We start from the raw sequence: 23225 nt of genomic DNA on the forward strand, positions 1-23225 counted from the left end.
CATCTTCTCTGGCAGCTTTCGGCTCATGAAGCGCCGTCCTCGCCAGAACGTTCCAGGCCTTCAAGACATCAAGGATGATGATCATGCGCACTCGCCGAGCCGCACTCGCCGCCATAGCCTCCGCCGCATCCCTGGCCCTCACCCTGTCCGCCTGCGGCCAGAGCGGTGAGGGTGGCAGCAAGGAGGAGAGCGGCAGCACGGAGGGCGCCACCATCGGCATCTCGATGCCGACCAAGTCCTCCGAGCGGTGGATCGCCGACGGTGACAACGTCGTCGCGGACCTGAAGTCCAAGGGCTACAAGACCCAGCTGGTCTTCGGCGAGGACGACCCCGCCAAGCAGGTCTCCCAGATCGAGAACATGATCACGCAGGGCGTGAAGGCCCTGATCGTCGCGGCGATCGACAACAAGTCGATGAACAACGTGCTCCAGCAGGCCAAGGACGCCAACATCCCGGTCATCTCCTACGACCGCCTGATCCTCGGCACCGACAACGTCGACTACTACGCCTCGTTCGACAACGAGAAGGTCGGCGAGCTCCAGGCCAACTACATCGTCGAGAAGCTCGGCCTGAAGGACGGCTCCAAGAAGGGCCCGTTCAACATCGAGCTCTTCGCCGGCTCCAACGACGACAACAACACCCGCTACTTCTTCAACGGTGCGATGAACGTCCTCAAGCCGTTCATCGACAAGAAGCAGCTGGTCGTGAAGTCCGGCGAGACCGACATCACCAAGGTCACCACGCTGCGCTGGGACGGCGCCACCGCCCAGCGCCGCATGGACGACATCCTGACCAAGGACTACAAGAGCGGCAAGGTCGACGCCGTCCTCTCGCCGTACGACGGCATCTCCATCGGCATCCTCTCCGCGCTGAAGTCCGACGGCTACGGCTCCAAGGACAAGCCGCTGCCGATCGTCACCGGCCAGGACGCCGAGGTCGCCTCGGTGAAGTCGATCATCGCGGACGAGCAGTCGATGACCGTCTACAAGGACACCCGCGAGCTCGCCAAGGTGGCCTCGAACATGGTCGACGCGCTGCTCAACGACAAGAAGCCCGAGACCAACGACACCGAGACCTACGACAACGGCTCCAAGGTCGTCCCGGCGTACCTCCTCGAGCCGGTCGCCGTCGACAAGACCAACTACCAGAAGGTCGTCGTCGACTCCGGCTACATCAAGGCCGGCGACCTCAAGTAACCGCCGGCACCAACTGATTGGAAGGCACGACCATGGCGGGACCCGTCCTGGAAATGCGCTCGATCGTCAAGACCTTTCCCGGCGTCAAGGCGCTGTCGGACGTCACCCTGACCGTCCGCCAGGGCGAGGTCCACGCCATCTGCGGTGAGAACGGCGCCGGAAAGTCCACCTTGATGAAGGTGCTCTCCGGCGTCCATCCGCACGGCAGCTACGAGGGCGAGATCCTCTTCGAGGGAGAGGTCTGCGAGTTCAAGGACATCCGCGCGAGCGAGCAGCGCGGCATCGTCATCATCCACCAGGAGCTGGCGCTGTCGCCGTACCTCTCCCTGGCGGAGAACATCTTCCTCGGCAACGAACACGCCAAGGGCGGGTTCATCAACTGGCGGGAGACCCTGCGGCACGCGACCCAACTGCTGCGCAGAGTCGGTCTCGACGACCACCCCGAGACCCGGGTCACCGACATCGGCGTGGGCAAGCAGCAGCTGGTGGAGATCGCCAAGGCCCTGTCCAAGAAGGTGAAGCTGCTCATCCTGGACGAGCCGACCGCGGCCCTGAACGACGAGGACAGCGGCAAGCTCCTCGAGCTGATCCTGGAGTTGAAGAAGCAGGGCATCACCTCGATCATCATTTCCCACAAGCTCAACGAGATCCGCAAGGTCGCCGACTCGGTGACGATCATCCGCGACGGGAAGTCGATCGAGACGCTCGACGTGAAGGCCGCGGAGACCACCGAGGACCGCATCATCAGCGGCATGGTGGGCCGCGACCTCGACAACCGCTTCCCCGACCGCACCCCGCACGAGCCGGAGGTGGGCGCGGCGCCGGCCCTGGAGATCCGCGACTGGACCGTGCTCCACCCCATCGACCAGCAGCGCAAGGTCGTCGACAACGTGTCGATCAACGTGCGTCGCGGGGAGATCGTCGGGATCGCGGGCCTCATGGGCGCCGGCCGCACGGAGCTCGCGATGAGCGTCTTCGGCCGGACCTACGGCCGCTACGCGGGCGGCACGGTCCTGAAGGACGGCACGGAGATCCGTACGAAGTCGGTCGCCGAGGCCGTCAAGCACGGCATCGCGTACGTCACCGAGGACCGCAAGCACTACGGCCTCAACCTGATCGACACGATCAACCGGAACATCTCGCTGACCGCCCTGAACAAGGTCGCCAAGCGGGGCATCGTCGACGAGCACGAGGAACGTCAGGTCGCCGAGCGCTACCGCAAGACCATGAACATCAAGGCACCGACGGTGTTCGAGCCGGTCGGCAAGCTGTCCGGCGGCAACCAGCAGAAGGTCGTCCTCAGCAAGTGGATCTTCGCGGGTCCGGACGTGCTGATCCTGGACGAGCCGACGCGCGGCATCGACGTCGGCGCCAAGTACGAGATCTACACGGTCATCGACAAGCTTGCCGCCGAAGGCAAGGCGGTCGTCTTCATCTCCTCCGAGCTGCCGGAGCTCCTCGGGATGTGCGACCGCGTCTACACCATGGCGGCGGGACGGCTGACAGGCGAGTTCTCGCGTGCCGAGGCCACGCAGGAATCGCTGATGCGCCAGATGACGAAGGACAAAGAGGTAACCCGATGAGCACGGATGTGACCGCCAAGAGCCCGGCCCCGGCGCCGCCGGGCGGCACCGGATCGGCCACGGGCGGCGGCCTGTTGCAGCTGATGCTGGACGGCATGCGCCGCAACATGCGGCAGTACGGCATGCTGATCGCCCTCGGTCTGATCGTCGCGTTCTTCGCGATCCTGACCGACGGCGACCTGCTGCTGCCGCGCAACGTCTCCAACCTGGTCCTGCAGAACAGCTACATCCTGATCCTCGCGATCGGCATGATGCTGGTGATCGTCGCGGGCCACATCGACCTGTCGGTCGGTTCGCTCACCGCCTTCGTGGGCGCGTTCGCGGCCGTGCTGACGGTGCAGCACGACGTGCCCTGGCCGGTCGCCGTGGTGCTCTGTCTGGTGGCGGGCGCGGTCGCGGGCGCGGCGCAGGGGTTCTTCATCGCGTATCTCGGGATACCGTCGTTCATCGTCACCCTCGCCGGCATGCTCGTCTTCCGTGGTGTCACGGAGATCCTGCTGGAGGGCCAGACCCTCGGCCCGTTCCCCGACGGCCTGCAGAAGATGGGCAACGGCTTCCTGCCCGAGGTCGGCCCCACGACCAACTACCACAACATCACGCTGCTGCTGGGCTTCACCCTGATCGCCTTCGTGGTCATCCAGGAGATGCGTGACCGCAAGCGTCAGCAGGAGTTCGCGCTCGACGTGGCACCGCGCAACATCTTCCTGCTCAAGCTGGTCGCCATCGTGGCCGCGCTGCTCACCGTGACCATGCTGCTGGCCAGCTACAAGGGCGCGCCGATCATCCTGCTGGTCCTGGGCGCGCTGGTCGTCGGCTACGGCTACCTGATGCGCAACTCCGTCTTCGGCCGGCACATCTACGCGATCGGCGGCAACCTGCCGGCCGCGAAGCTCTCCGGTGTGAAGGACAAGAAGGTCACCTTCCTGGTCTTCGTCAACATGGGCGTGCTCGCGGCCCTGGCCGGTCTGGCGATCGCCGCCCGGCTCAACGCGGCCTCGCCGAAGGCGGGTCTGAGCTACGAACTGGAGGCCATCGCCTCAGCGTTCATCGGTGGCGCGTCCATGAGCGGCGGTGTCGGCACCGTCCTCGGCGCCATCATCGGTGGTCTCGTCCTCGGCGTCCTCAACAACGGCATGAACCTCCTCAGCGTCGGCACCGACTGGCAGCAGGTCATCAAGGGCCTGGCCCTGCTGGCGGCCGTCGGGTTCGACGTGTGGAACAAGCGCAAGAGCGGTTCCTGACACACCGTGAGGGGGCCTCGCCGAAAGGCGGGGCCCCCTTTTTTCATGAACAGGAAAGTGGGGCGTCACCCGTGAAGGAACTCTTCGGCAAGCTCGCCGACGGGACCGAGGTCCACCGCTGGTCGCTGGAGAACGGCGGCACACGGCTGAAGGTCCTGTCCTACGGCGGCATCGTGCAGTCACTGGAGGTACCGGACGGCCAGGGCCGGTATGCCAACGTCTCCCTCGGCTTCGACACCGTCGAGGCGTACGTCGCCGACTCCCCGTACTTCGGCGCGCTGATCGGCCGGTACGGCAACCGCCTCGCCGAGGGCCGCTTCACCCTGGACGGCACGGCGTACGAGCTGTCCGTCAACGACGGCGCCAACAGCCTGCACGGCGGCGCCGGGGGCTTCGACAAGGTGGTGTGGGAGGTCGAGCCGTTCGAGCGGGACTCCGAGGTCGGGCTGTACCTGACCCACACGAGCGCCGACGGCGACATGGGATACCCGGGCACGCTCGACGTGAAGGTGACGTACACGCTCACCTCGCGGGGCGAGTGGCGCGTCGACTACGAGGCCACCACCGACCGGACCACCGTCGTCAACCTCACCAGCCATGTGTACTGGAACCTCGCGGGCGAGGGCAGCGGCTCGGTCGGCGACCACCGGCTGACGATCGCCGCCGGCCGCTACACCCCCGTCGACTCCGGGCTGATCCCCACCGGTGAGCCGGCCGGGGTGGAGGGCACCCCCTTCGACTTCCGTACGGGCAAGACGATCGCCGAGGACCTCCGCCGGGCCGACCCGCAACTGCTGTACGCCAAGGGCTTCGACCACAACTGGGTCCTCGACAAGGGCGTCACGGCGGAGCCGGAGTGGGCCGCGACCCTGGTGGACCCGGCGTCGGGCCGCACACTGCGGATCTCCACGACCGAGCCGGGGCTGCAGTTCTACTCCGGGAACTTCCTGGACGGCACACTCGTGGGCCCCTCCGGGACGATCTACCGGCAGGGGGACGCGCTCTGTCTGGAGACGCAGCACTTCCCGGACTCGCCCAACAAGCCGTCCTACCCGTCGACCGTGCTGCGACCTGGGGAGACGTACCGCTCGACGACCGTCCACGCATTCGACTGAGGCGCGGCGGCGGCGCGGCCGCCGTCCCGGCCGACGGCGATCTTCACAGCCCACTCACAATTTCCCACCAAATCCTCAGTGGTTGAACAGCGCCCCCCAAGCCTCCGTATGTAGGGGCGGCCCGTGCTCCCCCGCCCGGGCCGCCCTTAGTCGTCGGACCCGGTCGTCCCCAACGGGTCCGCCCCCTACGGAGGTTCCATGGCCGACAACGTCACCTCGTTGTTCCGCAGCACTGCGGCGCACAGCCCCTCGATGGCGGCGCTGACACGTGAGGGCGGCGACGGTGCGGGTCCGGTGGACTTCTGTATCCCCTGCAACCCCTACTTCCCCACCCCCGCCATGTTCGACGACATGGCGAGCAAGCTGCGCGACATCATCACGTACTACCCGAGCAGCGCCGACACGATCACGGCCGAGCTGTGCAACCTGCTCCAACTGCCGCCGCAGTGCGTGGCGATGGGCAACGGCTCCACCGAACTCATCACCTGGATCGACCACTTGCTGGTCCGGGAGTCCCTCGCCGTCCCCGTCCCCACCTTCGGCCGCTGGACCGACCAGCCCATGGAGACCGGCAAGCGGGTCGACATGTTCCCGCTCCAGGAGTCCAGCGGCTTCGCCCTCGACCTCGCGCAGTACGCCGAGTTCATCCGGGCGCGCGGCACCAGGGTCGCCGTCATCTGCAACCCCAACAACCCCGACGGCGGCTTCCTGCACCGGCACGCGCTGGTGCAGTTCATGGACGCGATGGCCGACCTGGACCTGATCGTCATCGACGAGTCGTTCCTGGAGTTCGCCGACGCCGAGTCCGAGCCGTCCACGGTCCAGGACGCGGTCATGCGGCCCAACGTGGTCGTCCTGCGCAGCCTCGGCAAGAACTTCGGCCTGCACGGCATCCGCTTCGGCTACCTGGTCGCCAACCCGGCGCTCGCCGGCAAGATCCGCTCGATGCTGCCGAAGTGGAACCTCAACTCCTTCGCCGAGCATGTGGTGTTCATGTTGAAGAACCACGGCGCCGAGTACATGGAGAGCCTGCACCAGGTCCGCCGGGACCGGCTGGACATGGCCCGCCAGCTCTCCGCCCTCCCCGGGCTGACGGTCTACCCGTCGCAGGGGAACTTCCTCTTCGTGCGCCTGCCCGTGGGCGCCGAGGGCACCGTGGTCCGCGACCGGCTGCTCACCGAACACCGGATCCTGGTCCGCGAGTGCGGCAACAAGGTCGGCTCGTCCAGTCGCTTCCTGCGACTCGTGGTCCGGCCCCAGGTGGACGTGCGTCGCCTGGTGTCCGGCCTGGAGTCGGTTCTCTACGGGTCCAGGAGGGGAGCCGCCGTGCCCGAGCTGAGCACCGGGACCAGCTACAGCTCGGGTACGGCGGCCGTGGACCGGCTGATGGGCGAGACCAGCGGCACCGGCATGCAGAACCTCGCCGCGCAGGCCATGAGCATGCCGGCCCCGGCCCCGGCGTCCTCCATGCAGTTCGCGTCCCCGGCGCCCGCCCCGGCTCCCGCGCCCGCCGCCGCCTCCATGCAGTTCCCGTCTCCCGCGCCCGCGCCCGCGCCGGCCCCGATGCCGATGCCGATGCCGATCCCCGCACCCGCCCCGGCCCCGATGCCCGCCGCACCGGCCGCCGCCATGCCTGCCCCCGGCCTCCAGCCCGTCGCCCAGACCGGGATGCCCGGTCTCGCGGCCGCCGCCCAGGGCCGCCGCACCATGGGCGCGGCCCAGGGCCTCACCGCGGCCCAGGTACGCGGCCGCACCCAGCCGGAGCCCCTGGAGGAGCCCCAGGGGTGGCCGGCGGCGGGCGGGGTCTACAACCAGGTGGGCTGAGCCAGGTGGGCTGAGCCCCGCCCCGGCGCATCGGCACGTCGATACATCGGTGATCCGGCACACCGGCAGACCGCCATGACCGACGCCCCCAACGGGCCCTGTACGGGCCGCTGTTGGGGGCGTCGGCGCGTTTCGTCCGTGCAGCCCGCCCTCGCCCTGCACGGACGAGGCGGTCTCCGGTGAAGTGAACGACGGTGGGCCCGAATCCGTACTTCCTGTCGCCGGTGGGGCATCTCGGTCACTTCGCCACACCGTCACGCTGGCACACAGTCACGCTGTCACGCCGTCGGAATCAAAACGCAACGCCCACGGCCCCGAACGCACCGGCACGCACCATACGATCAAGCCCGATCACGACTCCTGTCAGGAAGCTGGAAGAGGGTGGACCGTGCGCCACAACGCCCGGACGATCGTGGCGGTCGCGGCCGCGCTGGGGCTCACGGCCGGGCTGTCCGGCTGCGGCGGCGACGCGGACGCCGAGTCGGGGACGGTCTCCCTGACGGTCGTCGCCACCAACTACGGCGACAGCGTCCGCAAGAACTCCGAGGGCTACTGGGACCGCGTGGCCCTCGCGTTCCGCGCCGAGCACCCGGAGATCGACGTGAACGTCCAGGTCCACGACCCGGACGAGGTCGACGCGAAGGTGGCGGAGCTCGTCGAGCGGGGTGAGGCACCGGACATCGTGCAGACGGACAGCTACTCGGAGTACGCCGCGCGCGACCTCCTCTACAGCGCCGACGAGGTGCTGTCGGTCCCGGTCCAGGCCTCCTTCGTACGGAGCCTCGCGAACGCCGGGGAGATAGACCGCGCCCAGTACGGCATGCCGTTCACCGCAAGCACCCGGCTGCTCTACTACAACAAGGACCTGTTCGCGTCGGCGGGCCTGGAGCCCCCTACGACCTGGGACGAACTCCTCACCGACGCGCAGGTGTTGAAGGCGCGGGGGGTGAAGTACCCGATCGCCGTGCCGCTCGGCCCGGAGGAGGCGGAGGCCGAGACGCTGATGTGGCTGCTGGCCGGCGACGGCGGCTACACCGACTCCACCAACCGCTACGACATCGCCTCCGACGCCAACGTGGCGACGCTGACCTGGCTGAAGGAGAACCTGATCGGCGAGGGTCTCACCGGCCCGGTCCCACCCGCCAAGCTGAACCGGGGGGAGGCGGTCGAGGCGTTCCTCACCGGTGAGGCGGCCATGGTCAACGCGCCGTTGTCGCTCATCCGCCAGATCGAGGACTCCTCCGACTCCGTGCCGTACGGGGCCGTACCGCTGCCGAGCCGCGACGGCGACGAGACGCCGACGATGGGCACCGCGGACTGGGTCGTCGCCTTCCGCGACGACGACCACCGCGCCGCCATCGGCCAGTTCCTCGACTTCCTCTACACCGACAAGTACGTGACCGAGCAGGCCGCCCAGTACGAACTGCTCCCCGTCACCACGTCCGCCGCCGACGCGATGCGCGCCGACAAGGCCCACAAGCCCCTGTGGAACGGCCTCGACACCCTCCAGAACCTCCGCCTCTACCCCGTCGCCGAGACCAACTGGTCCGAGGTGGCCGCCGAGATCCGCCGCCGCATCGGCAAGGCGGTGACCCCGGACGGAAACCCCCGGGAGGTTTTGGAGTCGATCGCGAAGGTGGCGCGCTGAAGGGCCGATGAGGGGCCGGCGAGGGCCGGTGGGTGAGGGGCCGATGAGGGCCGGTGAGGGCCGGTCCGGGTGGGGGGTCCCGCCATCGCCTGTCGCCGGAGCGCGCGCCAGCACCCGCGCCCGCGCCCGGAACAAACCGATCACCCGCGCGCCGCCGGTGCCGTAAGGTGCGCGGGTCGGTCGGACGGAGAGGCGGTTCGGAACATGGCACCCGGTGCGGTGACGCGGGAGCGGTTGGGGAGCGCGGCGCGGGCCGCGCTGGGCGGCGGCCGGCGGCTGGAGGCGGTCGAGCGGGTCGCGGGCGGCAGCAAGAAGGGCGTGTACCGCCTGGTGATGGACGACGCGACGACCGCGATCGCCTACCTGTGGGACGACGCCGAGAACTACTGGCCGGCGACCGAGGGAGACGACGACCTGACCGACCCGTTCTCCCCCGGCCTCGGGCTCGATCTGTTCGAGGCCGCGCACACGCGACTGGCCACGCTCGGCGTCCGCGTCCCCGCGATCCGCCTCGTCGACCGCGAAGGCGGCGCCCACGGCCCGGCCGATCTCGCGATCGTCGAGGATCTCCGGGGCGAGAGCCTGGAGGAACTGCTCGCGCGCGACCGTCGCGCGGCCGCGCCGGTCATGGCCCGGCTCGCGGAGTCGCTGGCGGCGATGCGGGCTCACCGGGCACCGGCGTACGGCAAGGCGGCCGTGGTCGACGCGGGCGGCACCTCGCGCGGTACGTCGTGCGAAGGCGTGGTGCTCGACCGCGCGCTGCGCGACCTCGCCGAGGCGGCCTCGCGCGACCCGCGGATGGCGGGAGCCCGCGACCGGTTGGAGGAGCGGCTGCTCGGCCTGGCGGCGGCGGTGCGGCCGCGCGCGGAGTACGCGGTCGTACACGGCGAACTGGGGCCCGACCATGTGCTGGTGGACGCGGACGGGAACCCCGTGGCGATCGACATCGAGGGGTTGATGTACTTCGACGTCGAGTGGGAGCACGTGTTCCTGCGCATTCGCCTGCACGACGACTACCGGCCGCTGGAGGTGGCCGGGTTGGACGAGGACCGGCTCGCGCTGTACCTGCTCGCGCAGCGGCTCTCACTGACGGCGGGGCCGCTGCGGCTGCTCGACGGGGACTTCCCCGACCGGGCCTTCATGGCGGGCATCGCCGAGCACAACCTGCGACAGGCGCTGGAACTGGTCGGCGCCTGAATCCCCGGTATCCCGGTATCCCCGGTGCCGGGAAGCAGGGGAACCGGAAGCCGGGAAGCAGGCGATCGGTGTGCGTGTTGTGCTGTCGCATGAGTCTGCGATTCTCACTGATGGGTCCGGTACGAGCCTGGCGCGACGAGGAGGAGATCGAGCTGGGGCCCCGCCAACAGCGGGCGGTACTGGCGGCGTTGCTGCTCAACAACGGCGTCCGGCTGAGCAACGACCAGCTGATCGACATGGTCTGGGACGACCCGACGCCGAGCGCGGTGATGGCGTTGCGGACGTACATGTACAAGATCCGCAAGGCGCTTCCGGAGCTGGACCTGAGGTCCAGGGACGGCGGGTACACGGCCCGCGCCGAGATCGTCGACGACTGCCGCGGCGAGCCTTTGGAGGGTCTGCGGGGCGCCTACTTCGACGCACAGCGGGTGCGGCTCGGCGACCACCGGCTCAAGGCGCGCGAGGACTGTCTCGAACGCGGTCTCGACGTGCTGGGGCTGCAGGAACACGTCGCCGCGTTCCCCCTCAGGGAACGGCCCCGTGCCCTCCTGATGCGCGCGCTCTACCTGGACGGCAGACAGGGCGAGGCACTTGACCACTACCACCGGGCACGCGCCCTCCTCGGCGAGGAACTCGGTCTCGAACCGGGACCGGAGCTGCGCAGGGTCCACGCGCAGATCCTCAGCGGCGGCCTCACCGCACCACACAGGCCGGAGCAACTGCTGCCGGACCTGATCGACTTCACCGGCCGCGCCGAGGAGATCGCGCGGGCGCTGCGGACGTTGCCCGGCACCGTGGGCATCACCGGGATGCGGGGCAGCGGCAAGACCGTACTGGCCACCCGGATCGGCCACCTCGCCAAGGGCCGCTACCCGGACGGGCAGATCTTCGTCAGGGGCGGGGACGTCGCCGGTGAGCTGCTGCGGGCGGTCGGCGTGGAGAACCCCGTCGGCGACAAGGCCGCGCTGTGGCGGGAGAAGGCGCGCGGCAAGAGGTTCCTGGTCGTGGTGGACGACGTCCAGGACGCGGCGGACGTGCGCGATCTGGCCACGCCTGGTTCGGCGATGATCCTCACGAGTGTCCGCCGGTTGCACGAGCTGCCCGGCGTGACCTGGATGACGATCGCCGGGCTGACCGAGCGGGAGGCGCGGGAGTTCTTCCGCGGGATCCTCGGACCGGCGCGCGCGGACGCGGAACCCGAGCAGGTCGGGAAGCTGCTGGAACGCCTCTCGCGACTACCGGCCCCGATCAGGGTGGTCGGCGGCCTGCTCAGCTCGCGCCCCGGCTGGACGATCGAGATGTCCGTGCTGCAGATGGAGCGGGAGAGCAAGCCCGCCGACGCGCTCCCGCCCTACTGCGCCGCGATGGTGGCCCCGATGATCGCGGCAGATCGGCGGCTGAGCGATCCGGAACGGCACCTGCTCAGGTGTTTCGCGCGCCAGGACACCGAGGTGATCGACTGCCACGAGGCGGCGCGGATGTCCGGGGGCGACCCTGGTGAGATCGATTTGCTGCTGGAGTCACTCGCGGCGGTCCACCTCATCGAGCCGCTCGTGCTCGGCCGCTACCGGCTGCCGCGGTTCGTGCGCCTCTACTTCGGGCTGCGCACGGCGGCGCTGACGGGCTGAGGGGCTTAGGGGCTGAGCTGAGGGCTAAACGTTGGCCCGCACATGACCAACGGCGTGCAGCACGTCGTGGCCGTACTGCTTCTGCTTGCTTCCTCAGGCCCTGACCAGGCGGTATATGCGGAATTTATGCGCCGACGATGTGGCGGGGCCAAGTTGGCAGACATGACAACCAAGGAACTCCAGGGCAAGAAGGCACTCGTCACCGGCGCCACGTCGGGCATCGGCCGCGCGATCGCGGTCAAGCTCGCGGAGGCGGGGGCCATCGTCTATGTGACCGGGCGCAGGGCCGAACTCGGCAAGGAGACTGTCGAGCTGATCGAGCGGGCGGGCGGCACGGGCCACTTCGTCGTCGCGGACGTCGCGAACATCGACGAGGTTCGCGGGCTCGCCGCGGAGGTCGGCGAGGTGGACGTGCTCGTGAACAACGCGGGCATCTTCCCGTTCTCGTCGACCCCCGAGCAGTCGCTCGACGAGTACGAGCGGGTCTTCGACGTCAACGTCCGCGCGGCCTACTTCCTGACGGCCGCGCTCGCGCCGGCCATGGTGGCGAGGAAGAGGGGCGCGATCGTCAACGTGTCGTCGGTCGCCGGGCAGATCGGCACCCCGGTGGGCTCCGTCTACCACGCCTCCAAGGCCGCGATGGACTCGCTGACGCGGTCGTGGGCCGTCGAGTTCGGCGCGGCGGGCGTGCGCGTCAACTCCGTGGCGCCGGGCCCGATCCGCACCGACACGGCCGTCGACACGGTGGGCGAGATCTTCGAGACGTTCAGCCAGAACACACCGCTCACCCGGGCCGGCGAGCCGGAGGAGGTGGCGGAGGCCGTGGCGTTCCTGGCCTCGGACAGGGCCAGCTACATCACCGGTGCGGTGCTCGTCGCCGACGGCGGCTACGTCGCGACCTGAGACGCCGACCGAGTGCTGGAGCGTTCGTCAACTCGGGTGGCTCACAACGGACTTGACTGCCGATCACTTTGCCGAACTGACAGCTGACGGACAGTTTCCGTTTCTAGGGTGCCGTGTTCATGACAGACACGTCAGTGCCCTCAGAGGCACCCGAGGCGACTTCGATCGGTCGCCGTACCGTCCTGATCGCCACCGGCGCCACGGCCGCCACCCTGGCCGTCGGCGCCGCCGCGACGCCTGAAGCCCCCACGGCCGCGACGGCCGACACGGCCGACACGGCCGACACGGGGAACACCACCCCCGTGGCCGCCGCGGCCGTCTGCACCCTCACGAAGGAGATGACCGAAGGCCCCTACCACCTCGACGGACAGCTCGTCCGCACCGACATCAGGGAGGACAAGACCGGCTTCCCACTGGTGCTCACCCTCACCGTCGTGGACGACGACACCTGCGCCCCGCTCAGCAACGCCCTGGTGGAGATCTGGCACTGCGACGCGCTCGGCGAGTACTCCGGCTTCGTCGGCGACAACGGCCATGACGAGCCCGACAACGGCACGTTCCTGCGGGGTGCCGTGCTGTCGAACTCCAGCGGGGTCGCGCGGATCACGACGGTCTACCCCGGCTGGTACCGGGGCCGGTGCGTCCACATCCACCTCAAGGTGCACACCGACGTCACGCTCACCTCCGACGGCTCGTTCACGGGCGGTCAGGAACTCCACACCGGCCAGCTCTTCTTCTCCGAGACCGTCACCACCCGCGTCGCCGCGCTCTCCCCCTATTCGGCGAACAGGGTTCCCCGCACGACGCTCGCCCAGGACTCCATCTACGACGAGGGAGGCGCCGCCTCCGGCCTCCTCACCCTGACGGCCCTGGGCACGTCCCCGACGGCCGGGTACGCGGGGTCGCTGACGGTGGGGGTGGAGTCCGGCTGACCCAGAAGGACCGCGACGGCCGCGACGGCCGCGACGGCTCCCTCCCGGACCGTGCGGGAGGGAGCCGGGCCGATGCCATGTCGCGGACCCCCTCGGCTGATCGATGGACGGAAACCGATCAGCCGAGGTCGGGCGAATCCGAGCACCATTCGATCGAATTCATACGGTTACGACCAGGCGTGATGTCCTCTCGATCCACTGGGTACTCATCGGGCGAGCACGGCTAGCGTGGGCGATGTGCGGCAGTTCGCCTTTGACTCGCAGCGCCCCGTGCCCGTACCCATCGACACCCATCGAGAGGAGGCGGTCGTGATGCCGGGCGGGGAGAGAGACGGCGCGGTCCGTGCGACGGGCGGAGCGAGGGGCGACGCCCCGGCCCTCCCTCCCGAAACGCTCCTGCTGAAACGCCACTTCACCGGAGAGAACCTCCCCCAGGTGCGGGCCCAGGTCGAGGACACGGCCGCGGCGGCGGGCCTGGGCGGCGTACGGCTCGGCGAGTTCACCCTCGCGGTCAGCGAGATCGCGGCCAACGCGGTCGAGCACGCCGGCGGTCAGGGCCGCCTCGAACTGCGCCTCCTCCCCCACGAGCTGGAGTGCCGCATCACCGACAACGGCCCCGGCTTCACCCCCGCCATCCCCGAACTCCTCCCCGGCCTCACCGACACCTGCCCCGGCCGCGGCCTCTGGCTCGCCCACCTGGTCACGGACCGCCTGACGGTGACGACGGACGTGACGGGGGCGGGGGCGGAGGTCACGTTGGCCGTGCGGCTGGGGTGAGTGTCGGCGGGCCTTCTCCTGGTCACAGTGGCTCGGCGTCTGCTGGCTACGGTCGGTCCATGCAGTGGATCACCCTGATCAGCACGATAGTGGGCGCGGCGATCGCCACGGGCTCCGCCCTGCTCCTGGACCGTCAACGCTGGAAGCGAGAGCGCCTGGAACGGGAGACACAAGCGCGTCGCACTCTTTACGGGGAGTATCTGGCCAGTCTGTCCGAGGCCCGGCACGCGTGCGGCAACGTAGCCCGGGACCCAGACATGGAGCCGTCGGTACGCCGGACCACCGCCCGTCACGCCTTCGGGCCGTGCATCGGACTCAGATACCAGATGACCATCAGCGCGCCCGGCCGCGTCGTTGACGCTTCAGAGGATGCTTTCCGCCGCCTGCGCGACCTCCGCGACCGGGTCATGGAGGGAGTACTCGCCACCGAGCCCGTGTACGTGGCGGGACGCCTGGCCTACAACGACGCCCTCGCCGTCCTCCGTGCACGCATGCGAGAGGACCTGCACGTCGGTGGGGACGGCGCCGCGCCCTGAGTTCGTGTCGTACGCCAGGACTCCACCCGTCACTCGTCATCCCCGGAGGCACGTCCAGGACTCCTGCCGGGGATGCGCCCGAGAGACGTCCCTACGTCCAAGGAGCCAGGAGCTACCCCCTCCCCACGATGCGCGACGTTCCGGGCGAGGCCTGGACCGACTGACGGCAGTCGGGCGCGGCCGGAGGCGTCGGCTCACCGTCGAGTGCGCGGCACAGTGCGGCGTGCAGATGCTCGGCCTCGGCGAGGGTGAGGGTCAGTTCGGCGTCCGTGGCGTGGCCGTCGGTGAGGGACAGACGCAGGGGTACGGCGAGGCGGTTGTCAGCGGTGCGGCGTACGGGCCGACCCGGTGGGCGTTCGATGGTCCAGGTCATGGCGCCGTCGCCTTTCCGATGCGCGCGAGGCGGTACGAGCCCCAGAGCCGCCGTCCGTCCTCGCAACCGTCCTGAGCCCTGGGTACGCCTTTGCAGCCGACGCCGCACTTGCGGGCGTGTTCGAACCACAGCCGGTAGGCGCGCAGCATGGGGAGCTCGGCGCGAGGGGCGGTGGGCCGGCGTTTCTGTACGTCCGTCATGGGCGCGTCTCCTCGGCCGAGCGTGCCGCGGCGCGTGCGAGTCGGCGCACGTCGGGTGGCAGGAGGTAGATGCCGACGAGGCCGCTGGTGATGTCGGCGGCGGTGATCGCGGGGAGTTGGCTGTGCGGCCAGGGGCGCGGGGCCCTGCGACGGCGGGCGCTTGCGAGGATCGCGGCCCAGATCGAACACGTCGGCTTCGCTCTGGTCGTCGCGTACGCCGCCGGCACGGCGGTCGGGTTCGGGTACGCGTTCCCGTGCGACGCGGCGTACTGGTTCGGCGCCGAACTGATCGACCAGGTACCCGAGGCCGCCCGGACCGAGCGGCTGATGGGCCTGTGCGAACTCGCCGTACGTCCGCCCTGGCAGTCCCAGGGCATCGGCTCCCGCCTCCACGCCGAACTCCTCAAGACCATCGCCCCGTCCTGGTCGTCCCTCCTCGCCCTGCCCTCCAACCTTCGCGGACAGGACCTGTACGCCCGACTCGGCTACGAGTACGCGGGCCCGTACCGCAATACGCCTGACGGCCCCGAGTTCGACCTGCTGCTTCTGCGCGTGGGAACGCGGTTCGACTCGTGACGCTCGGTGGCGGGCGAAATGTTGGCCGAAATACAGCGGGTGGGAGCGAGGGTATCGATGTACCCGGTCGAGGACGACGGGCGATGGGCCCAGCACTCCGGGTGGACTGGCGCCACAGGCTCTGCAGGTGTTCGAGTACCTGTTGCGCAACCCTGGCCGGGAGATCCACTGCATGAGCAGGGCGCATGGCAACAGCGAGCGGCGCTACCCGTTGTCTGGTGGGAAGCCCCTCAGGGGCGCACGGGTGCGACGTACGCGGCAAGGCCCTCAGTGGCGGCGGTGTTCCTGGTCGGTCGGCTCGGGCGGTGACACTGGGGGCCGGAACGTGATCGCCAAGTGGGTGATCCGGGCACGTCTTCGCGAACGTGAGATCAGGGAGGGGGGCGTATGGAGCCGTCGGAGCTTCGTCGCGCGGTTGAGGCGGGGTGGGCGACCGCCTCGGGGCTGGGACTTCAGGTCGACGATGTGGTCGTCGTCCACGATTCGGACCGTGTCGCGCTGCGCCTGGTTCCCTGCGATGTGCTGGTTCGGGTCGCGCCCGTGGAGCAGCTGGCCGAGTCCGAGTTCGAAGTGGAGGTCGCTCGCCGTCTCACCGTCGCCGGGGCTCCGGTGGCGGAGCTCGAACCCCGGGTCGAGCCACGGGTCCATGTGCGTGGTGACTTCGCCGTCTCGCTGTGGACCTACTACGAACCGCTGGGGTCGGAGATCGCGGCGGCCGACTACGCGGACGCGTTCCTGCGGCATCATGCCGTCCTGCGCCGGATCGATCTGGACGCACCGCATGTCACCGATCGAGTCGCCGCGGCGCTCAGAGAGGTGAACGACCGGGAACGCTCCCCCGAGTTGCCCGATTCCGACCGGGAACTCCTCAGCGACACACTCAGCGGGCTGCGCACCGCGCTCAGCGTCGAGCGGGCCGGCGAGCAGCTACTGCACGGCGAGCCCCATCCGGGCAACCTCCTCAACACGCGGCGAGGCCCGCTCTTCGTGGACCTCGCGACGTGTTGCCGTGGGCCGGTCGAGTTCGACCTCGCCCACGCGCCCGAGGACGTGGCACAGCACTACACGGGGGCCGACCACGACCTGATCCACCGCTGCCGCGCCCTGAACTGGGCGATGTTCTCGGCCTGGCGATGGCGCCGGGACGACCGGATGCCCGACCGGGGCCACTGGAGAGTGGAGGGGCTCAGCCGGGTCCGTGCCGCACTCGATCGCCACGAACCAAGCTGAACTCAGACGCCACGAACCAAGCTGAACTCAGAACACAGACAGAACGCAGACAGAGCACAGGACAGAACCCAGGGACAGCCGTTACCGGCGGGCCGCCACCCGCTCGTCGAGGCCCGTCGCGCCCTCCCCCGCGTCCCCGAGGGGCGCGGGCGTGGGCGTGGGCGTCGCCCTCTCCTTCAGGTGTTCGCGGATCGAGTACGTCAGCGCCGCCGCCCAGAGGGTGTAGATCGCGAGGTAGACCACCGTGCTCACCGCTCCCGACGCCGCGAGCCAGTCACTGTTCAGGAGGGTGCGGGTGTTTGTCGCGATGATGACTCCGCCCACCGCCGAGCCCAGGACTCGCGGCGGGACCAGGCGGACCAGCCACGCGGCGATGGGCGCGGCGATCAGGCCGCCCAGCAGGAAGGCGGCGACCCAGGCCCAGTCCAGGCCCTGGGAGCCGAGGGAGACGAGGAAGCCCAGGCTCGCGGAGACCGCGACGAGGAACTCGCTCGTGTCGATGGAGCCGATGACCTTACGGGGTTCCATGCGGCCGCTGGCCAGCAGCGCCGGCGTGCCCACCGGGCCCCAGCCGCCCCCGCCGGTCGCGTCCAGGAAACCGGCGACCAGGCCCAGCGGGGACAGGAACCGCTTCCGCAGCGGCTGGCCGAGGCGTTCCTTCGGCAGGCCGCGCAGGGTGAAGCGGGACAGGACGTACACGCCCAGGCCGAGCAGGATCAGCGACATCAGCGGGCCGGCGGTCTCCGTGGACAGCGACGAGAGGACCGTCGCGCCGAGGAACGCGCCCACCGCGCCCGGTACGCCGATCCTGGCGACGACCTTCCAGTCCACGTTCCCGAACCGCCAGTGCGAGGCGCCCGACATCAGGGTCGTGCCGATCTCGGCGAGGTGCACCGTGGCGGAGGCGGCGGCTGGATTGGTGCCCATGGCGAGCATCAGCGTCGTCGAGGTCACGCCGTAGGCCATGCCCAGGCTGCCGTCCACCAACTGCGCGCCCAGGCCCGCCAGCGCGAGCAGTACCAGCGTCCGCATGCGTCCTTCGTCCCGTCTTCCGTTTCCGTCGCCGCTGTTCCCTGGCTTCCCGGGCTTTCCCACCGGTTAAGTAGGGATGGGCCGAACGGCAACGGTACGAGAGCAAGCTGAGGAATGGCTGAGGAGGAGGTGACGATCCTGTGCACGGCACCGGACCGCGCTACGGGTTCTCCCAGGCCGTCGGCTCCGCCGCCAGGTCCTTCACCGGGTCGGGGAGGGCGCCGGCCGCGATGTCGGCCACGGTGACGCCCTCCAGGATGCGGCGGACATTGGCCCGCAGGGCGATCCACAGCGGCAGCAACGGCTCGGCGGAGCCGGTGTAGGTCAGGCCGGTGGGTCGTTCGCCGCGCACCGACACGATCGGCCCGTCGACGGCCCGGATCACATCGGCGACGGTGATGGCGGAGGGCTCGCGGGCGAGCAGGTACCCGCCGCTGCCGCCCCGCCGGCTGGTGACCAGGCCGCCCCGCCGCAGGTCCGCGAGGATGCCCTCCAGGAACTTGTGCGGGATCTCCTGCACGGTCGCGATGACTTCCGCCTTCACCGGACCGCCGTCCTGCCGTACGGCGACTTCCAGTACCGCGCGTACGGCGTAATCCGCCCGTGCCGAGATCCTCATGCGGAACATTGTCGGCCACGCGGACGCCACGGCGGTCCCGCGCCCGTCGGGGGCGCGGGCTCGATCACGGCCTCTCAGCCGAGCCGGATCACGTTCCACGACAGCGGCTCGAGGGTCGTGCTCAGCATGCCGTCGCGCAGCGCCGCCCCCTCCACCACCCGCGGGGCGACCCGCTCCGGTTCCGTCAGCGTGTTCCGCGCGTCCGGGTCCGCGTCGGCCAGCACGCTGTGCTCGACGACCCGGGTCAACTCCAGGCCGTTCAGGGCGATTTCGAGCGGCAGCGGCCGCGTACGGTCCCGGTTGACCGCGAAGACGGTCACCGAGCCGTCCTCGGCCCGCACCGCCGTCGCGTGCAGCAGATCCGCCTCGCCGTACTTCTTCGTCTCGTACGTCGGCGAGTCCACCCGTACGTCGAGCACCTCGCCCCGCCCGTACTTCGCGGCCTGGGCGAACGGGAAGAACGTCGTCTGCCGCCAGGCCGGGCCGCCGGGCTCGGTCATGATCGGGGCGATGACGTTGACGAGCTGGGCGAGGCAGGCGACGGTGACGCGGTCGGCGTGCCGGAGGAGCGCGATGAGGAGGGAGCCGAAGACGACGGCGTCGGTGACGCTGTAGTTGTCCTCCAGCAGTCGGGGGGCCTCGGCCCAGTCCCGCGCGCCGGAGTTCTCGATCGCGTGCCACTCCGAGATGTACCAGACGTTCCACTCGTCGAAGGAGAGGTTGATCTTCTTCTTGGACTTGAGGCGGGCGCCGACGTGGTCACAGGTCGCGACCACGTTGTCGATGAACGACTCCATGTCCACGGCGGACGCCAGGAAGGAGTCGATGTCGCCGTCCTCGGGCTGGTAGTAGGCGTGCAGGGAGATGTGGTCGACGAGGTCGTACGTCTCGGCGAGGACCGTCGCCTCCCACTCGGCGAAGGTCTCCATGGACTGGCTGGAGGAGCCGCAGGCGACCAGTTCCACGGTCGGGTCCATCTGGCGCATCGCGCGGGCCGTCTCGGCGGCGATACGGCCGTACTCCGTCGCCGTCTTGTGGCCGGTCTGCCACGGGCCGTCCATCTCGTTGCCCAGGCACCAGAGCTTGATGCCGAAGGGGTCCTTGTCGCCGTGGGCGACGCGGAGGTCGGAAAGGGCGGTACCGGCGGGGTGGTTGGCGTACTCCTGGAGTTCCAGGGCCTCGGCGACGCCCCGGGTGCCGAGGTTGAGGGCCATCATGGGCTCGGCCCGGGGGCCGACCTTCTTCAGGAAGGCGATGTACTCGGAGAGGCCGAAGCGGTTGGTCTCGGTGGAGCGCCAGGCGAGGTCGAGGCGGCGGGGGCGGTCCTCGACGGGGCCGACGGAGTCCTCCCACTTGTAGCCGGAGACGAAGTTGCCGCCGGGGTAGCGGATCGTGGTGACGCCCAGTTCGCGGACCAGGTCCAGCACGTCGGTGCGCAGGCCCGCCTCGTCGGCGGTGGGGTGGTCCGGTTCGAAGATGCCGGTGTAGACGCAGCGGCCGAGGTGTTCGACGAAGGAGCCGAAGAGGCGGGGGTTGACCTCGCCGACCTTGAAAGCGGGGTCGAGGGTGAAGCGGGCGGTGCGGGTCATGTGGGGCGGCCCCTCAGTACTCGGCGTTCGGTATTGCGGATGGTGCTCGTTGCGTCGAACGGGACGCTATGGTCGATGTCGGGGCCAGTCAATGGGGTCTCGCGGCCGGACGGGGCGCGCGCCCTGCGCGTCTGCCGGGCGTTGTTGACGGGCGGGTGCGGGTCGTTCGTGGTTGCTCGCGCAGTTGCCCGCGCCCCTGGAGGGGCGCGGATCTCACCCTCTTCCCGGTAGCGCAACCATCGTTGGTCGGAATTCAACGATCGTTGGATTCTCGTGGTGTGGGCAGGCGGCGGCACGTAGGGTCGGCGCGTGTCTGCGCTTCCCGATCCCCTTGCCGAGACCCTGACGCGACTGGGCGCCCGTATCGCGGAGGCCGGTGCCGACCGGGGCCGGATTCTCGACGTACGGGCGCTGGCGGACCGTACCGCGCTCGGTGAGGACGAGGTGCGGGCGTTGCTCGGCGGGGCCGCGCCGGTGGCGGAGCGGGTCGACGACCGGGTGCGCCGGCGGGTGCGGGCGGTGCACGAGGCGTATGTCGCGCGGAGCGGGAAGCGGGCCGGAGAGGTCGGCCGGGAGGTCGCGCGGCGGCTCTCGATCAGCCCCGAGTGGGCCCGGCAGCTGCTGCTCGGCAGGAAGATGCCGAACGTCCCCGATCTGACCGAACTCGCGGAGTTCTTCGGGATCGAGGAGGGCGTCCGGTTCTTCACCGACCCGGCCACGACCGTCCTGAACCGGGAACTCGGGCGGGTCCTCGCGGAACTCGAAGAGGACGCGGACGACGACGGACCGCTGGTCGAGTTCGCCACCCGGCACGGGGTCGTCACACTCGCGCTGCGCGGGCAACGGCTCACCCGTCGCAAGCAGGAGGCACTCGCTGTCATGCTCGAAGGGCTGCTCGGCATCGACGACGAGGAGGCCCGGCGATGAGGCGTGGGGTCCTCGGCAGGGTGCGGGACGCGTTGGTTCCGTCGCGGTCCTCCGCCGAGATGCGGAAGCTGACGGCCGGGCTCAGCAAGGCGGTGCGGGGGAGGCTCGACGCGCCCGTCGGAGTACGGGAGTTGGGCGCGGCGCTGTGCGCGGAGATGAGCGCGCGGCGGGGCGGGCGGCCGGTGGAGCTGCGGTTCGAGCGGTTCCCGGACGGGATAGGGGTGACCGGACTGTGGATGGAGTTCCCCGACTTCGATCTGGTGATCGTCGAGGAGCGGGCCGAGACCGTGCAGCAACTGGTCATCCTGGGGCATGAGTTGTGGCACATGCACGCCGGGCACTGCCATCACCAGCTGCCGGGAGCGGACGCGGCGGCGCTCGCCGCCGCGGACCCGGGCGCGCCGGGCGTACCGGGCGAGCGGGCGTCCGCGTTGCCGCCGCTCTCCCCCGAGTTGTCGGCCGCCCTCGGGCAGGGCGGTACGCCCATCGCGGCCCGCAACGGCTCGCACGAGTCGGACGAGCAGCAGGCCGAGGACTTCGGCCACCGGCTGGCGACCGCCTTCCGTTCCTGGGTGGACACCGGGCAGAGCGGATCCGCCGAAGCCGCCGAAGCCGCTGGAGCCGCCGGAACTGCCGGAACAGCCGGGTCCGGGGACCCCGTCGGGCAGGCCATCCAGGCGTCGCTGGGCTACCGTCGGCACGGGAGATGAGGGGGACGGCCGTGCCCGCCACCATGACCGGGGCCCTCGGCTCGAGCGGTCCCGCCGACTTCTTCTCCGAGCTGTACATCTCGTTCTGGATCCCCACCGCCGTCCTGACCGCCGCCCTGGTGATCAAACTGCCCAGCATTGTGAAGCTGTGGCGGGACTCGCTGCTGCGGGCGGTCGGCGGGCTGCTGCTGCTCGCCTGCTGCGTGTTCGTGTTCGCGGTGCCCTCCGTCATCGCCTGGACCAACCAGGTCGTGGGCGTGCCGAACGTCGCCGCGCCCTGGGTGTACTCCCTGATCACCGCGTTCTGCGCGTGCTGTCTGCTGCTGATCGCGGCCTGGCGCGACGGCCCCGCCGACCGCTCCCGGGCGACCCGTCGGCTCATGCGGTGGGTCGTCGCCGTCTACGCGGGGGTGATCGTCGTGCTGTGGGTGCTCTTCGCGCTGGCGGACGTCCCCCGCGAACGGCTGCGCGACCTGGACACGTACTACGCCACGACGCCCTTCATGCGCGAGGAGATCCTGCTCTACCTCGTCGCGCACTCGGTGGCCTGCCTGATCACCTACCGGCTGATACGGAACTGGGTCCGCGCGGAGAGCCTGGACGTGTGGCTGCGCGGCGGCCTGCGGGCGCTGGGCCTGGGCTGCGCGCTCAACCTGGTGTTCGACGCCGCGAAGCTCACGGCGGTGGTGGCCCGCTGGACGGGGCACGACCTGGACTGGCTGAGCACGGACGTGGCGCCGCCGGTCGTCGCCGTGGGAGCCATCTGCATCGCGGTGGGCTTCATCCTGCCGCACGGCGGTCAGTATCTGCAGGACCGCTGGCGGGTGCGCACGAGCCACCTCCGGCTGCGGCCCCTGTACCTGCTGACCAGGGCCGTCGACGACTCCCGCGTCCCGTTCACGCTGCGCGCCACCCCGGAGCTGCGGCTCACCCGCCGGGAGACGTTCATCCGGGACGCCCTGCTCCGGCTCGCCCGTCACCTCGACGAGGATCTGCGGCGCCGTGCGTACGACGCCGCGCTGGACCTCGGGCACGACCCCGGCCGGGCGAAGGCCCTCGCCGCCGCCGTGGCGGTCCAGGACGCGGTGGCGACGCGGAGGAGGTCGCCGGACGGCGCGACGACGGCCACGCTCACCTCGGGTCCCCTTGTCTTCCCGAAGGCGGGGCCGGGGGCGGGCTCGGGGACGGCGTCGGGCTCGGGCGAACCGGCGGGGGCGTCCGGCCGTACTGCGTTCCCCGAGCTCACGGTCTCCTCCGACCCCACCGATCTGCTGCAGGACATCGACGCCCTGTCGCGGGTACTGCGCGAGCCGGCCGAGATCGAGGCGGTACGGGCGCTCGCCGCCACGTCCCGGGCGGAGAGCGGTGTGCCCGCGCGTGAGTGACCTC

Annotated in this window: 23 protein-coding genes; 18 read left to right on the forward strand and 5 right to left on the reverse strand. The window is 70.1% G+C overall.

All coding sequences use genetic code 11. The annotated features are described in order from the left end of the window. Positions 1 to 83: 83 nt before the first annotated feature. From chvE to PUR53_RS47015, 12 genes are all read left to right on the forward strand, one after another. Positions 84 to 1196 carry a multiple monosaccharide ABC transporter substrate-binding protein gene (gene chvE / locus PUR53_RS46960; protein WP_329901599.1) on the forward strand — a complete coding sequence of 371 codons (1113 nt, stop codon included), beginning with the start codon at positions 84 to 86 and terminating at the stop codon, positions 1194 to 1196. 32 nt (positions 1197 to 1228) lie between these two features. After that, entirely contained in the window at positions 1229 to 2779 is a 1551-nt protein-coding gene (mmsA, locus tag PUR53_RS46965) for a multiple monosaccharide ABC transporter ATP-binding protein (RefSeq protein ID WP_329901600.1), read from the forward strand. Next, positions 2776 to 4020, forward strand: a complete 1245-nt coding sequence (mmsB, locus tag PUR53_RS46970; protein WP_329901601.1) for a multiple monosaccharide ABC transporter permease — start codon at positions 2776 to 2778, stop codon at positions 4018 to 4020. The genes mmsA and mmsB overlap by 4 nt, the downstream gene beginning before the upstream one ends. Continuing rightward, on the forward strand, positions 3993 to 5135 hold the full coding sequence (locus PUR53_RS46975; RefSeq protein ID WP_443078314.1) for an aldose epimerase family protein: 1143 nt from the start codon (positions 3993 to 3995) through the stop codon (positions 5133 to 5135). Before mmsB ends, PUR53_RS46975 begins: the two co-directional genes overlap by 28 nt. A 198-nt stretch (positions 5136 to 5333) precedes the next feature. After that, on the forward strand, positions 5334 to 6959 hold the full coding sequence (locus PUR53_RS46980; RefSeq protein ID WP_329901603.1) for a pyridoxal phosphate-dependent aminotransferase: 1626 nt from the start codon (positions 5334 to 5336) through the stop codon (positions 6957 to 6959). A 388-nt stretch (positions 6960 to 7347) separates the two neighbouring features. After that, positions 7348 to 8607: an ABC transporter substrate-binding protein gene (locus PUR53_RS46985; RefSeq protein WP_329912526.1), complete on the forward strand. Its 1260-nt coding sequence runs from the start codon at positions 7348 to 7350 to the stop codon at positions 8605 to 8607. Positions 8608 to 8811: 204 nt separating this feature from the next. Next, the gene (locus tag PUR53_RS46990) at positions 8812 to 9804 is read left to right on the forward strand and encodes a phosphotransferase family protein (RefSeq protein WP_329901605.1); all 993 of its coding nucleotides are present in this window, start codon (positions 8812 to 8814) and stop codon (positions 9802 to 9804) included. A gap of 89 nt (positions 9805 to 9893) precedes the next feature. Then, the gene (locus PUR53_RS46995; protein ID WP_329912527.1) at positions 9894 to 11432 is read left to right on the forward strand and encodes a BTAD domain-containing putative transcriptional regulator; all 1539 of its coding nucleotides are present in this window, start codon (positions 9894 to 9896) and stop codon (positions 11430 to 11432) included. Between the two features lie 162 nt (positions 11433 to 11594). Next, entirely contained in the window at positions 11595 to 12335 is a 741-nt protein-coding gene (locus PUR53_RS47000) for an SDR family NAD(P)-dependent oxidoreductase (RefSeq protein ID WP_329912528.1), read from the forward strand. Between the two features lie 119 nt (positions 12336 to 12454). Then, entirely contained in the window at positions 12455 to 13267 is an 813-nt protein-coding gene (locus tag PUR53_RS47005; protein ID WP_329912529.1) for an intradiol ring-cleavage dioxygenase, read from the forward strand. 312 nt (positions 13268 to 13579) lie between these two features. Then, positions 13580 to 14044 carry an ATP-binding protein gene (locus PUR53_RS47010; protein ID WP_443080456.1) on the forward strand — a complete coding sequence of 155 codons (465 nt, stop codon included), beginning with the start codon at positions 13580 to 13582 and terminating at the stop codon, positions 14042 to 14044. 59 nt (positions 14045 to 14103) lie between these two features. Next, complete coding sequence (locus PUR53_RS47015; RefSeq protein ID WP_329901610.1) at positions 14104 to 14580, forward strand: hypothetical protein; 477 nt, start codon at positions 14104 to 14106, stop codon at positions 14578 to 14580. A 112-nt stretch (positions 14581 to 14692) separates the two neighbouring features. Here PUR53_RS47015 and PUR53_RS47020 read toward each other — a convergent pair whose 3' ends face one another. Beyond that, positions 14693 to 14953, reverse strand: a complete 261-nt coding sequence (locus PUR53_RS47020; RefSeq protein WP_329901611.1) for a hypothetical protein — start codon at positions 14951 to 14953, stop codon at positions 14693 to 14695. Beyond that, complete coding sequence (locus PUR53_RS47025; RefSeq protein ID WP_329912530.1) at positions 14950 to 15153, reverse strand: hypothetical protein; 204 nt, start codon at positions 15151 to 15153, stop codon at positions 14950 to 14952. Before PUR53_RS47025 ends, PUR53_RS47020 begins: the two co-directional genes overlap by 4 nt. 69 nt (positions 15154 to 15222) lie before the next feature. Here PUR53_RS47025 and PUR53_RS47030 point away from each other — a divergent pair, with 69 nt between their 5' ends. The 3 genes from PUR53_RS47030 to PUR53_RS47040 all read left to right on the forward strand — a co-directional run bounded on the left by PUR53_RS47030 (position 15223) and on the right by PUR53_RS47040 (position 16959). Beyond that, entirely contained in the window at positions 15223 to 15729 is a 507-nt protein-coding gene (locus PUR53_RS47030) for a GNAT family N-acetyltransferase (protein WP_329912531.1), read from the forward strand. A 57-nt stretch (positions 15730 to 15786) separates the two neighbouring features. Then, the gene (locus PUR53_RS47035; protein WP_329901614.1) at positions 15787 to 16038 is read left to right on the forward strand and encodes a DUF6416 domain-containing protein; all 252 of its coding nucleotides are present in this window, start codon (positions 15787 to 15789) and stop codon (positions 16036 to 16038) included. Positions 16039 to 16116: 78 nt separating this feature from the next. Continuing rightward, positions 16117 to 16959 (forward strand): phosphotransferase, encoded by an 843-nt coding sequence (locus PUR53_RS47040; RefSeq protein WP_329912532.1) that lies wholly within the window; start codon positions 16117 to 16119, stop codon positions 16957 to 16959. 81 nt (positions 16960 to 17040) lie between these two features. Here the strand turns inward: PUR53_RS47040 and PUR53_RS47045 are convergent, their stop codons facing one another. The 3 genes from PUR53_RS47045 to arfA form a co-directional block, all read right to left on the reverse strand. Continuing rightward, positions 17041 to 17991, reverse strand: a complete 951-nt coding sequence (locus PUR53_RS47045; protein ID WP_329912533.1) for a sulfite exporter TauE/SafE family protein — start codon at positions 17989 to 17991, stop codon at positions 17041 to 17043. Positions 17992 to 18151: 160 nt separating this feature from the next. After that, complete coding sequence (locus PUR53_RS47050) at positions 18152 to 18610, reverse strand: RrF2 family transcriptional regulator (RefSeq protein WP_329901617.1); 459 nt, start codon at positions 18608 to 18610, stop codon at positions 18152 to 18154. Positions 18611 to 18684: 74 nt separating this feature from the next. After that, on the reverse strand, positions 18685 to 20199 hold the full coding sequence (arfA, locus tag PUR53_RS47055) for an arabinosylfuranosidase ArfA (protein ID WP_329912534.1): 1515 nt from the start codon (positions 20197 to 20199) through the stop codon (positions 18685 to 18687). A 309-nt stretch (positions 20200 to 20508) separates the two neighbouring features. Here arfA and PUR53_RS47060 point away from each other — a divergent pair, with 309 nt between their 5' ends. Genes PUR53_RS47060 through PUR53_RS47070 form a run of 3 tightly spaced genes read left to right on the forward strand, consistent with a single transcriptional unit; the run spans position 20509 to position 23221 of the window. Further along, the gene (locus PUR53_RS47060; protein ID WP_329912535.1) at positions 20509 to 21126 is read left to right on the forward strand and encodes a transcriptional regulator; all 618 of its coding nucleotides are present in this window, start codon (positions 20509 to 20511) and stop codon (positions 21124 to 21126) included. A gap of 59 nt (positions 21127 to 21185) precedes the next feature. Then, on the forward strand, positions 21186 to 21836 hold the full coding sequence (locus PUR53_RS47065) for a toxin-antitoxin system, toxin component (RefSeq protein WP_443080457.1): 651 nt from the start codon (positions 21186 to 21188) through the stop codon (positions 21834 to 21836). After that, the gene (locus tag PUR53_RS47070; RefSeq protein ID WP_443080450.1) at positions 21833 to 23221 is read left to right on the forward strand and encodes an MAB_1171c family putative transporter; all 1389 of its coding nucleotides are present in this window, start codon (positions 21833 to 21835) and stop codon (positions 23219 to 23221) included. The genes PUR53_RS47065 and PUR53_RS47070 overlap by 4 nt, the downstream gene beginning before the upstream one ends. The last annotated feature ends 4 nt before the right edge of the window (positions 23222 to 23225 follow it).

The organism is Streptomyces sp. SP18BB07 (genome assembly GCF_036322545.1).
GTDB classification, from domain to species: Bacteria; Actinomycetota; Actinomycetes; order Streptomycetales; family Streptomycetaceae; genus Streptomyces; species Streptomyces deccanensis.

Bases quoted from the DNA above. Each gene is read 5' to 3' on its own strand.
- chvE (WP_329901599.1), top strand. From the start codon at position 84: ATGCGCACTCGCCGAGCCGCACTCGCCGCCATAGCCTCCGCCGCATCC.
- mmsA (WP_329901600.1), top strand. From the start codon at position 1,229: ATGGCGGGACCCGTCCTGGAAATGCGCTCGATCGTCAAGACCTTTCCC.
- mmsB (WP_329901601.1), top strand. From the start codon at position 2,776: ATGAGCACGGATGTGACCGCCAAGAGCCCGGCCCCGGCGCCGCCGGGC.
- PUR53_RS46980 (WP_329901603.1), top strand. From the start codon at position 5,334: ATGGCCGACAACGTCACCTCGTTGTTCCGCAGCACTGCGGCGCACAGC.
- PUR53_RS46990 (WP_329901605.1), top strand. From the start codon at position 8,812: ATGGCACCCGGTGCGGTGACGCGGGAGCGGTTGGGGAGCGCGGCGCGG.
- PUR53_RS46995 (WP_329912527.1), top strand. From the start codon at position 9,894: ATGAGTCTGCGATTCTCACTGATGGGTCCGGTACGAGCCTGGCGCGAC.
- PUR53_RS47000 (WP_329912528.1), top strand. From the start codon at position 11,595: ATGACAACCAAGGAACTCCAGGGCAAGAAGGCACTCGTCACCGGCGCC.
- PUR53_RS47005 (WP_329912529.1), top strand. From the start codon at position 12,455: ATGACAGACACGTCAGTGCCCTCAGAGGCACCCGAGGCGACTTCGATC.
- PUR53_RS47010 (WP_443080456.1), top strand. From the start codon at position 13,580: ATGCCGGGCGGGGAGAGAGACGGCGCGGTCCGTGCGACGGGCGGAGCG.
- PUR53_RS47015 (WP_329901610.1), top strand. From the start codon at position 14,104: ATGCAGTGGATCACCCTGATCAGCACGATAGTGGGCGCGGCGATCGCC.
- PUR53_RS47020 (WP_329901611.1), bottom strand. From the start codon at position 14,953: ATGACCTGGACCATCGAACGCCCACCGGGTCGGCCCGTACGCCGCACC.
- PUR53_RS47025 (WP_329912530.1), bottom strand. From the start codon at position 15,153: ATGACGGACGTACAGAAACGCCGGCCCACCGCCCCTCGCGCCGAGCTC.
- PUR53_RS47030 (WP_329912531.1), top strand. From the start codon at position 15,223: ATGCCGACGAGGCCGCTGGTGATGTCGGCGGCGGTGATCGCGGGGAGT.
- PUR53_RS47035 (WP_329901614.1), top strand. From the start codon at position 15,787: ATGTACCCGGTCGAGGACGACGGGCGATGGGCCCAGCACTCCGGGTGG.
- PUR53_RS47040 (WP_329912532.1), top strand. From the start codon at position 16,117: ATGGAGCCGTCGGAGCTTCGTCGCGCGGTTGAGGCGGGGTGGGCGACC.
- PUR53_RS47045 (WP_329912533.1), bottom strand. From the start codon at position 17,991: ATGCGGACGCTGGTACTGCTCGCGCTGGCGGGCCTGGGCGCGCAGTTG.
- PUR53_RS47050 (WP_329901617.1), bottom strand. From the start codon at position 18,610: ATGAGGATCTCGGCACGGGCGGATTACGCCGTACGCGCGGTACTGGAA.
- arfA (WP_329912534.1), bottom strand. From the start codon at position 20,199: ATGACCCGCACCGCCCGCTTCACCCTCGACCCCGCTTTCAAGGTCGGC.
- PUR53_RS47065 (WP_443080457.1), top strand. From the start codon at position 21,186: ATGCGGAAGCTGACGGCCGGGCTCAGCAAGGCGGTGCGGGGGAGGCTC.
- PUR53_RS47070 (WP_443080450.1), top strand. From the start codon at position 21,833: ATGAGGGGGACGGCCGTGCCCGCCACCATGACCGGGGCCCTCGGCTCG.